Source organism: Flavobacterium restrictum (assembly GCF_007097245.1).
Lineage (GTDB): Bacteria > Bacteroidota > Bacteroidia > Flavobacteriales > Flavobacteriaceae > Flavobacterium > Flavobacterium restrictum.
Genome location: NZ_VJZT01000031.1, coordinates 1 through 11,306, shown reverse-complemented (window position 1 = coordinate 11,306; position 11,306 = coordinate 1). Strand labels below are relative to the sequence as shown.

Below are 11,306 nucleotides of genomic sequence, written 5' to 3'. Positions count from 1 at the left end.
CGTTAATGTAGTTATATTATATTTAATTAACAAGTTTTTTAGTACTTATTTTTATGCAATATGATGCGTTTGCCCTGAAGGATTGAAACAGAAATTTTCTTTTATAAATTTTTGTTTGTAAATTTGCATTCTCAATTTTTTGACAACGATTTCATTGGTTGAGGTATCTTATGGGAAACAGAAAAAAAGTAGCGTTCTACACTTTAGGTTGTAAATTAAATTTTTCGGAAACATCGACTATTGCTCGCAATTTGCAAGACGAAGGTTTTGACCGAGTAGATTTTGAAGAAGTTGCGGATATGTATGTGATTAATACGTGCTCCGTTACTGAAAATGCCGACAAACAATTCAAACAAGTGGTGCGAAAAGCCATGAAGTTAAACAACAAAGCTTTTGTGGCCGCCGTGGGCTGTTACGCCCAACTCAAACCCGAAGAATTAGCCAGCGTAGATGGTGTGGATTTGGTTCTTGGTGCTACCGAAAAATTCAAACTGGGGGATTATATCAATGACTTATCTAAAAATGATTTTGGCGAAGTGCATTCCTGCGAAATTGCAGAAGCCGATTTCTACGTAGGCAGTTACTCCATTGGTGATCGAACTCGGGCGTTCCTGAAAGTGCAAGACGGTTGCGATTACAAATGTACCTATTGCACGATTCCGCTGGCGAGAGGTATTTCTAGAAGTGACGAACTCGAAAATGTATTGAAAAATGCCGCTGAAATTTCGAAACAGAATATCAAAGAAATTGTATTGACAGGCGTAAACATTGGTGATTACGGAAAAGGAGAATTTGGAAACAAAAAACACGAACATACGTTCTTGGAATTGGTGCAAGAGTTAGACAAAGTTGCTGGCATCGAACGGTTGCGAATTTCTTCGATAGAACCTAATTTATTGAAGAATGAAACCATTGAATTTGTGTCAAAAAGTCGCACTTTTGTCCCGCATTTTCATATTCCGTTGCAATCCGGTAGCAATGAAATCTTAAAGTTGATGAAACGCCGTTACCAACGTGAAATTTACACGGAACGCGTCAATAAAATTAGAGAAGTCATGCCGCACGCTTGCATTGGCGTGGATGTAATCGTGGGATTTCCTGGCGAAACCGAAGCGCATTTTCTAGAAACCTATCATTTTTTGAACGATTTGGATATTTCGTATTTACACGTTTTTACTTACTCTGAACGGGATAATACCGAGGCGGCAGCGATGCAAGATGTAATTCCTGCCAATGTTCGAGCCAAAAGAAGCAAGATGCTGCGGGGATTATCAGTCAAAAAAAGACGTGCTTTTTATGAAAGTCAGTTGGGTACCAATAGAACTGTTTTGTTCGAAAGTGAAAATAAAGAAGGCTATATTCACGGTTTTACCGAAAATTATGTCAAAGTAAAAACGCCTTGGAACCCCGCATTAGTAAATACGCTACACGAAATCAATTTAACAAAAATTGACGAAGAAGGTAGCGTGAGAATGGATTTTTTGAGGGTATAAATACAAATTAAATAAAAAAAACGTTTGATTCTGTTTATTAAAGCATTTTGCGTTAGGGATTGAAGTGGAAATCCTTTTTTGTGGCTTTTTCTGCCATAAAAAAGATTGTAGCGTAAAGCCCGACCCTTGGGGAACGCCCAAATAATTAAATTTTTAAATGCTGTTAATTTTAGAATATAGCCTAAAAAAGTCCCAATGGTTTAAGTAACGATTGGGACTTTTTTACGGAGTGTGTTTAAAAGAGTAGTGTAAAACTGATATAAATTTGCTAAAATTAGTCTAATCGGATTGCTATTATTGAATTATTAGTTCGTTTAGCAGCCCGTTTTGTATTATAAAACAGCCGTTTCTAAATATAATAGGTTATTTATTCCATACTTTCCACGCTTTTTCGGCTTGAAAAATAAGCATGTCCAACCCATTTTTGGTTTGTGCTCCATGTGCTGCCGCTTTCTTGAGAAATTGAGTTTCGGCTGGATTGTAAATTAGGTCGTAAGCAATGTGTTTTTGGGTAAAATAGTCGTACGGAATTAACGGAAATAAATCAATATTTGGATTTGTTCCTACCGGCGATGCGTTGATGATTATTTGGTAATTGTCAAATGTGGTGGCGTTAATTAAGTCGTACCCAATGGCATTTTCTTTGGCGTCACGAGACACAAAAGTGTACACAATACCCAATTCGTCTAATGCAAAAGCCACCCCTTTGGATGCGCCACCTGTGCCTAAAATCAAGGCTTTTTTGTGGTGCGGTAGGAGTAGCGGTTTTAGGGATTTTTTGAAACCATAATAATCCGTATTGTAACCTTTTAAAGTTCCTTTTTTGGTAAATTTTATTGTGTTGACAGCACCAATTTGAGTTGCTTTTTTGGATAATTTATCTAGAAACGGAATGACGGTTTCCTTGTACGGAATCGTAACATTTAGACCTTTCAAGTCGGGATTGTTTTTTACTATTTCGGTAAAAAAATTAATTTCGGGAATGTCAAAATTCTCGTATGTGCATCCTGCAAAGTTTTCGTCACTAAATTTATCGGTAAAATAACCTTTCGAAAAAGAATAATTTATGTTGCGTCCTAATAAACCAAAACGCTTTCGTATAGAATCAATCATTATCATTTTTTGTGTTTTGCAATGTAATTTTGAACCATTTTCCGAGTCCAAACTACAGGAAATAAGTCTTCAAGAATGGTGTATTTATCAAAATTCAAACGCATTGCATTGCTTAAATGGAACTTTGCTTTGGTATTTTCTTGTATCATAAAGTACAAACCAGCCAAGCGGTATTCAATTTCGTTTTCTTCGGGAAAATAGTCGGCTGCTTGCAATAATGTTGTAATTGCAGGCTCAAATTCGCCCAAAAACAGTAAAATATCCACCCAAAATAACCAGGTGTCTAGTTGGTAATCACCAAATTCTACTGCTTTTCTATAGCCAAATTCAGCTTCTTCAAAGAAATTCATTTGTTTGTTAATTGTTGCAAAACGTTTCCAGTAGAGCTTGTTTTGATTGTCAATTGCCAAGGCTTTGTTGACATAAAATAAGGCTTTTTGGTAGTTTTTTTGACGTACATAAAAGTCGGTAATGGCAATCCAACCTTTGTCCAAAAGGGGATCTTCGTGGACAGTTTTGTTAAAGTATTTTAAAGCCAGTACTTTGTTTCCGAGTTTTTCATAACACTTTCCTATCCGAAGCAAAGCATACGAAGTGGCATCATCCAACTCGATGGTTCTGTTGTAACTTTCGATGGCTTCATTATATTTTTTTAAACGTTCAAATGCCTTTGCTTTTTCCATAAAGGCACCTAGGAATTCATCGTCTATAAGCGTGGCATAATCAAATGCTCGAATGGCATTTTCATATTCTTTAAGTCCATAATGAAGGCGACCCACTTGATGCCAAGCGATTTCGCTATATGGATTTTGGTCGATATAGCTATTCAAATACACGATGGCTTCTTGGTTTTGATCTAGAAATTCGTAACAATACACCACATTATACAACGCTGATTGATCCTCTAAATCTTCTTCGAGGCATTTGGTAAAATTGTCTTTTGCCAATTCAAGGTTGTCCATAAACAGGTATTCCATGCCTATTAAATTGTACACATCAGCATAATCATCGGTATATTTTAGGGCAACTTTTAGGAGTTCAACCGCTTTTTCGTGCTGATCTCTTTTGGAGTAAATATTGGCTTTTTGAATGTAAATTTCTTCATTGGTTGGTTCTATTGCGAACAACTCGTTCAAAAGCTTTTCGGCAAGTTCCAGTTTGTCATCATACACGAGCATTTCTACTTGAACTAGTTTGAGTCCAGTAGATTTGGGGTGTTGTTCCAAAGCGAGTTTGAGGGCTTTTTTTGCCAAAGAGGCCTTACCCATATCCAGATAATGAAGGATGATTTCTTCAAATTCTTCGGAGTCAAAAAAGAGTACCTTGTTGGTTTTCAACATCGACTCAAATTTAGATAAGGATAAGTTATAATCTTCTTCTTCGTTGCTTAATTGCATACTTTATTTGTTTGAATTTGGCTTATTTAAATGTAGCCATTCGTTTTGTTATTGTTGCGGAAAATAGGGATTGTTTTGAACAATTTAATTAACAAATTTTTTAGAATTCAAAAATCAATTTCTAAACATTTGTTGCCATCATCTCATTCATTACCTCCAGAATTATAGCACAACCTTCCTGAATTTCTTGATTAGAAATAGTTAACGGCGGTGTAATTCTGATGGCGCATCCTTCAAACAATAACCAGAATAAAATGAGTCCTTTGTCTTGGCATTTTAGGATCACTTCATTGGTTATATCGGGACTTTTGGTCATGGCGGCAAGCATTAGTCCTATTCCTCGAACCTCTACTATCAAAGGATGTACCAAAAGGGAACGGAAGAGTTTTTCTTTTTCTAATGCTTCGCTCATCAATTGGGTTTCCGTTATTTCTTGCAATGTGGCCAAGCAGGCTGACGCAATGACAGGATGCCCTCCAAAAGTGGTGATGTGTCCCAGTTTAGGATTGTCACTCAATAAATCCATCATTGCCGTTGACGCCGTAAAAGCACCAACTGGCATGCCACCGCCCATGCCTTTGCCCATCACTAGAATATCCGGTACAACATCGTAGTTCTGAAAACCAAAGAGCTTTCCTGTTCGTCCAAAACCCGGTTGGATTTCGTCAAGAATAAGTAGGGCTCCCACTTCATTGCAACGGGCTCTAACTTTGTTTAAAAAATTGTTTTCGGGCTGAATAAACCCTGCGCCACCTTGTATGGTTTCTAGGATTATTCCGGCAGTTTTGGTGGTTATTTTTTGTAAATCGGCTTCGTTATTGAAGGTTATAAAATCTACATCAGGAATCAATGGTCTAAAAACTTGCTTGCGTTCCTCAAATCCCATGACGCTCAAGGATCCCATGGTGTTGCCGTGATAGGCGTTGTGACAAGAAATCAATTGGCTGCGACCCGTAACTCTTCGGGCGAGTTTTAAGGCTCCTTCTATGGCTTCGGTACCGGAGTTGACTAGGTAGGTTTTGTCTAGCGAATCAGGTAGGAGTGAGGCGAGTAACTTGCAATACTGAACGGCTGGACTTTGCGAATATTCGCCATAAACCATCACATGCGAATAGCGGTCTAATTGGTCTTTGATGGCCTTATTGACTCTAGGGTGCTGGTGCCCCAATGCGCAAGCCGAAACGCCAGCCACAAAATCTAAATATTTTTTGTTGCTACTGTTGTAGATATAGGTGCCAATGGCATGCGAAACCTCCATTCCCAAAGGATACGGAGAGGTTTGTGCTTGGTATTTAAGGAAATCTGGATTCAAGTTTGGTAGATTTAACTGCAAAGTTCGCAAAGTTTTTTGCAAAGTTCACGAAGTTTTAAATGTTATATTTTCGATTTTAAAAGTATTATTAATGCAGTCAATCCTTTTAGGGTTCCTTCCTAATAATTTCCACTACCTACTTCCTCTTCTTCCCATAATTTACGGTTTCTTTCCTGATTTTTAGGGGAACATCTTTTTTATCGTTTTCGGCTTTAGTGGCTTTGGCTATTTTATCGTTGTCTTCGTTTTCTTCTGGAGGGAAAATGTCGTCTTTTGATTTTATTCGTTCCTCGCCACGCCAGACCAAACCTCGTAATTTTCGAGCATTTTCGGGTAAGTCTTTTTCGGGATAAATATCGCCGTCCACTTGCTTAAAAAAAGTGATCGTTTCAACTGCGTTTTTATTAAAAATAAGATTTATTTTGCTGCTTACATTCTTGTTGATTCCTATGAGTTCGTGAGCATCGTTGCGCATGTAATAGACTACTTCGGTGTTTTTGATAATATCTACATCGTGAAGTTTTCCGTCAAGGAATTTCCCAAATAAGTTCATGCCTTTTACCTGATTGTAGCCCGTTCCTAGCGTGTCCTTCGAGACCAGAAAAGTGTTGTTGAGGACTTTTAAGGAGTCTAATTTTTGGGTTTTAGTGTCGCCTATTAGGTGCATGATGTCACCAGTAATTTGGTTTTCGCCATTCCATAAAATAGGATTTCCTATAAGTTTTGTCAAGGCTGTTTTTGAGGACGAATTTATAGAGTCGCACTTGCCACTCATATCGGTTTTAAAAAAACGTACATTGTTGTAAGCACGAATAATTCTGCTGCCTTCCTTGCCTGTTATCATTAATTTTTTGCCATGTATGTATACCGAGTCGTTTTCGACAAAATTGATTGCTACGGCTCGTTTGGTCACAAACATAGAATCTTTGAGTTTATAAATTTCGGCATAATGCCCTTTTACGATACCCCGATTTATGGAGTCGGTAATTTTTACATTTTGCGTAGCCGATGCAAATTCCCGATTTCGGTCGTAATACAAACTATCTGCTTTGATAATGCGATCATCGTATTTGATGTAGGATTTGTTTAAAAAATGAGCCAGGTTTTTTTTGGTATCATAAAACCCTTTTTCGGTGTAAATATAGTTGGCTTTACTGGTAATTGTTGACGGACCAAGTAAGTAGGAATGTCCAGAATTGCTGTAATAATCCAAATGATTGGTCTTAATCACATAGGTAGGATTGGTAATGGTTACCGCCGTTAGGAATTGAAATTTTTTTTCGGCAACGTAATATTTTCCAGATTTACTTTTCAAAACATTCTCTTTGTTGATGATGGTGCCCGGGGAATTGTAAAATACTTCTTGTGTATTTCTATCAAAATTAATGGTATCCGTAACCAAAGTAGCGTCTGGCGATGTCATAACAGCATTTCCTGTGGCAAATGCTTTTTTCATATTGCCATTGTACTCTGCGTATTTACTGTTCAAAAACAAAGTGTCGCCTTGAACTAACTGTACGTTTCCAAAGGCTTTGATGTAATTCTCTTTCTGAAAAAAATAGGCTTTGTTACACGTAAGCACTACTCCGTCATGGTTGACACGAACATTTCCTTGCATCAAGAGCGCATCAGGAATTTCGGCTTGATTAACATCGGCAAAATCAGAATGTTCAATGATAATTTTTTTGGGGGCTTGCGCCAAAAGGAATTGGCTACCAAGCAATGCCAAACTGCAGATGATGAAAAAATGAAAATGCTTCAATGGATTTAATTTTTGTCAAATTTATGAAAAAGGAAACAACCAAAATAGATATTAGCATTTATTTATAAAGTGGTAAAACCAATGCTTGTAAAGTAGCGGCACTAATTCCCGTTTAGTTTTCAACAAAGTAGCGAACTCTTACGTTGTAGTACGTTATTTTCAATTGCATAATTGTGTTGATTTCGAGTAAATTTATAGGAATACTAAAAAAAGTAGTAACTTTATAAGTTCGTATTTCTGAAAAATGGAATAGTCTAAACGGATTTGAAATTACCCTTAATAAATTTTTTGTATGATAAAAAAAATAACTATCGTTGCAGGAATAAGTATGGTGCTTTTGGCATCGGCCTGTAAAACGAAACAATCAAAAATGAACGTAGCAAAGAAGGAAACAGTCTCCGAAAAAAAGGTAGTAGTGTACCAAGTTTTTACCCGTTTATTCGGAAATAAAAACACCACTAATGCACCTTGGGGCACCATAGAACAAAACGGAGTAGGGAAATTTAACGATTTTACAGACAAAGCATTACAGGAAATAAAGGATTTAGGCGTATCGTATATTTGGTACACCGGAGTGCCACACCACGCCTTAGTACACGATTATACCGCCATTGGAATTTCAAATGATGATCCCGAAGTGGTCAAAGGTCGTGCCGGTTCACCTTATGCGGTAAAGGATTATTACAACGTAAATCCAGATTTAGCAGTCAATCCAGCCAACCGTTTACAGGAATTTGAAGCCTTAATTGCGCGCACACACCATGCGGACATGAAAGTCATTATTGATATTGTTCCCAACCATATTGCCCGTAAATATGAAGGCAAAAACAATCCCAAAGGCGTAACCGATTTTGGTGCTCATGACGATGTTACCGTAGAATACAAGCGGGATAATAATTTTTATTACATTCCCAATACGCCCTTTGAAGTCCCAAATACGGATGCTCCTTTGAACGGCGAACGGAATCCTTTAATCGATGGAAAATTCAATGAATTCCCAGCAAAATGGACAGGTAACGGTTCGCGTTTAGCCAAGCCAGACCGCAACGATTGGTACGAAACCGTAAAAGTAAATTACGGCATTCGCCCAGATGGTTCCAAAGATTTTCCGGAACTTCCCGCTGGTTTTGAGACCAAATCCGTTCAAGAGCATTTTGAATTTTGGGCAGGTAAAAGTGTGCCTGATTCTTGGATAAAATTCAAAGATATTGCCTTGTACTGGACTGCCAAAGGCGTTGATGGTTTTCGATACGATATGGCCGAGATGGTTCCGTATGAATTTTGGAGTTATATGAACTCGGCTATAAAAACGGCAAATCCAAACGCTTTCTTGATGGCCGAAGTCTACAACCCAAATGAATATAGAAACTACATTAGGTTAGGCAAAATGGATTATTTGTATGACAAAGTCGAAACGTATGACAAACTCAAAGATGTTATTCAAGGCCGATGTTTGCCAGACGGCATATCCGACATTCAAAACCACATGGCGGATATTGAGCATCACATGCTTCATTTTTTAGACAATCACGACGAACAGCGGTTGGCAAGTCCTGAATTTGCTGGTACGCCCGAAAAAGGAAAACCTTTAATGGTAGTTTCTACGACCATTAGCACGGCGCCAACGATGATTTATTTTGGACAAGAAGTAGGCGAAGCTGGAAACGAAAATGCTGGTTTTGGCACGCATTCTCGAACTTCGATTTTTGATTATATTGGCGTACCCAACCACCAACGCTGGATGAATAACGGAAAATTTGATGGTGGACAACTTTCGGAAAATGAAAAATCTTTGCGTGATTTTTATAAAAGACTCCTCAATTTCTCTTTGAATAGTTCCGCATTAATGGGCAAATACCAAGAGATTCAAACTGCTAACAGGCAGTCAACATCGGGTTACGACTCGGGAATTTATGCTTTTGCCCGCTGGTCCGATTCTCAAAAACTCTTGATTGTGACCAATTTTTCGTGGCTAACAACAAGTACTTTTGAACTGAAAGTTCCTTCGGATATGGTTCAAAAATGGAATTTAAAAGATGGAACCTACCCAATTACGGATCAATTGTACCATAAAAGCACCGCCGAATTGCATATTGTGAATGGCGAAGGAAAAGTCTGGATTACTATAGCACCATCAGAATCATTTATTTACGAGTTGTAAGTTCCTTTTAGAACGAAACAATATAAAGTTAGGAAATCGTACCAAGTAGGGGCTATTGACAATTGTCAAATAGCCTCTATTTTTTTCGGGATATCCAACCCGCCTTTCCAAAATCCTAACTACAGGAATTGCCGCTACCATAAAACTAGCGAAATGGCGTGATTACAAGAATTGCTTGGAATGGTATCACAACTGTAGATTTGAGCGGGATTTTTATTTTTTTGTAGAAAAATATTTATATATTTGAATTGCGAATAGTTGGTTGTTTATTTGACTAAACAAGCCATTTTGGAGGTTGTTAAGTTTGATTGTGTCATACATACAAACTAGTTGGTGGTGACTAGTGAGAAATTACGCAGATAAAACCAATCGAAAAATCAAAATTTACATCCGAAAGAAATGCTGAAGCTAGAAAGTTGGAAATTATCCGTGGAAACTTGAAAAACTGAAGCTCGAAAATTGGAACTTATTTACGGACGAAAACGAAAGAGAACAATCGAAGCGCATATAAAAAGCTAAACGTCTTAACTTTGAAATTTCTATCGGAAAGTAGAATCTGAAATTGACGCCGAAAAACGAAACGCGCCGAAGCTTGAAAAACTGAATTTATAAACTGGAATTCTGAAACTTATCAGTCTGAAACTTGTTAATCTTAATTTGCCGACGAAAAAAGGAAAATTGAAACTTGATAAATTGGGATAAAAAAACGGAATTTCGACAAAAACTAGCCACCACCAACACAGGCTACAAGCAATTTGGGGATTTGGCTTAATGGAAAAATTGGTTTGTATTTGGAAGATTTGGCAAATCCGAAGAATAGGCTTAATTTAATCCCAAACTGCTTGTAGCGCGGGAACGTTACAGGGCAAGCTAAAAACGAAATTCAACAGAAAGAAATCTACATGAAATATATTTTGATTTTATTTAGTTCAATTATATTGTTTTCAGGCGAACACTTAAAAAAGAAAGTAATAGTCAGAAACGTCAGAGAAAAAGATACTTTGATTTATTCTGTATCGGCAAAAATTTTGGGAACTACTTATCACGCAGATTACAGAAGTAACTCAATTCTATATGTAATTAATTCAAAAAATGATACAATAACTAAACAAGAAGAAATAGGAATTGCTCCTAACTCATTGAAATTCGAGGATTTTAATAAAGATGGAACTTTAGACATCAGATATGGTTACAATAGTAATTACTACTACGAAATGATTCTTTTGTTTGATTCCAAGACTAAAAAATTTAGAAAAATTGAGGATATTGATATCCCTGAATATGCTTACTCTAAAAAAAATAAAAACACCGATTTATATTATTCATATTCTCCAAATGGTTGCGGAAAAAATAATTGGACAAGTTATTTGTTTTCAATCAACGATTATAAAATAATCCCTAAAGGATTGATAGAATACAGACAATGCGTAGATGATAAAAAAGGAATGTATGTGTTCAAAATCAATAATGAGAAGAAAATTTTGATTGATAAAATAACGTTGAAAGAAGCCGACAAAAAGCAATTAGAAAAGCAATGGAATGAACATTTGAAGAAAATAGCCAGCCCATAACAGCTACTACAACGGATTTGGGCAATTGGCTTAATGGGAAAATGGTTTTGTATTTGGGAATATTTGGCAAATCCGAAGATAAGGCTTAATTTAGTCCCAAACCCGCTGTAGTAGCAAGACGTTAGCGGTAATAATTTGACGAATATTGCGTAAAATCAAAATATTGTACATAAATTTGTACAAATTATAATAATTATGGTAGTAGCAAATATTTCAGATTTCAGAAAAGATATTAAATCTTACTTTGATAGAGTAGCAATAAACTTTGAAACTCTAATTATAAATCGTGGAAAAGATTCAGGGATTGTTGTTATTTCACTTGAAGAATATAATTCACTAATTGCAACAAATTATGAATTATCAAACAGAACTAACGAAAGTAGGTTAGATTCTGCTATTGATAAATTTAAGAGTGGTAAATCATTTTCTAAAGACTTAATTGAGGAATAAAATGAAATATGTATTTGTTGATGAATCTTGGGAAGATTATTTGTATT

8 protein-coding genes are annotated in these 11,306 nt (G+C 36.6%); 4 read left to right on the top strand and 4 right to left on the bottom strand.

What is annotated here, in order from left to right; translation table 11 throughout:
• Nucleotides 1-170 precede the first annotated feature (170 nt).
• Nucleotides 171-1,493 carry a tRNA (N(6)-L-threonylcarbamoyladenosine(37)-C(2))-methylthiotransferase MtaB gene (gene mtaB / locus FNW21_RS15655; protein WP_144257690.1) on the top strand — a complete coding sequence of 441 codons (1,323 nt, stop codon included), beginning with the start codon at nt 171-173 and terminating at the stop codon, nt 1,491-1,493.
• 363 nt (nt 1,494-1,856) lie between these two features.
• Here the strand turns inward: mtaB and FNW21_RS15650 are convergent, their stop codons facing one another.
• The 4 genes from FNW21_RS15650 to FNW21_RS15635 form a co-directional block, all read right to left on the bottom strand.
• Nucleotides 1,857-2,606: a shikimate dehydrogenase family protein gene (locus FNW21_RS15650; protein WP_144257689.1), complete on the bottom strand. Its 750-nt coding sequence runs from the start codon at nt 2,604-2,606 to the stop codon at nt 1,857-1,859.
• 2 nt (nt 2,607-2,608) lie between these two features.
• Complete coding sequence (locus tag FNW21_RS15645; RefSeq protein ID WP_144257688.1) at nt 2,609-4,003, bottom strand: tetratricopeptide repeat protein; 1,395 nt, start codon at nt 4,001-4,003, stop codon at nt 2,609-2,611.
• A 121-nt stretch (nt 4,004-4,124) separates the two neighbouring features.
• A complete protein-coding gene (locus FNW21_RS15640; RefSeq protein WP_144257687.1) occupies nt 4,125-5,315 on the bottom strand; it encodes an aspartate aminotransferase family protein in 1,191 nt (396 codons plus the stop codon).
• A 136-nt stretch (nt 5,316-5,451) separates the two neighbouring features.
• Complete coding sequence (locus FNW21_RS15635) at nt 5,452-7,077, bottom strand: OstA-like protein (RefSeq protein WP_394344696.1); 1,626 nt, start codon at nt 7,075-7,077, stop codon at nt 5,452-5,454.
• A gap of 292 nt (nt 7,078-7,369) precedes the next feature.
• On the opposite strand from FNW21_RS15635, the gene FNW21_RS15630 reads away from it, so the two are divergent.
• The 3 genes from FNW21_RS15630 to FNW21_RS15620 all read left to right on the top strand — a co-directional run bounded on the left by FNW21_RS15630 (nt 7,370) and on the right by FNW21_RS15620 (nt 11,259).
• Nucleotides 7,370-9,238 (top strand): alpha-amylase family glycosyl hydrolase, encoded by a 1,869-nt coding sequence (locus FNW21_RS15630; RefSeq protein WP_144257686.1) that lies wholly within the window; start codon nt 7,370-7,372, stop codon nt 9,236-9,238.
• A gap of 902 nt (nt 9,239-10,140) precedes the next feature.
• A complete protein-coding gene (locus FNW21_RS15625) occupies nt 10,141-10,809 on the top strand; it encodes a hypothetical protein (protein ID WP_144257685.1) in 669 nt (222 codons plus the stop codon).
• Nucleotides 10,810-11,004: 195 nt separating this feature from the next.
• Entirely contained in the window at nt 11,005-11,259 is a 255-nt protein-coding gene (locus tag FNW21_RS15620; RefSeq protein WP_011964534.1) for a type II toxin-antitoxin system Phd/YefM family antitoxin, read from the top strand.
• The last annotated feature ends 47 nt before the right edge of the window (nt 11,260-11,306 follow it).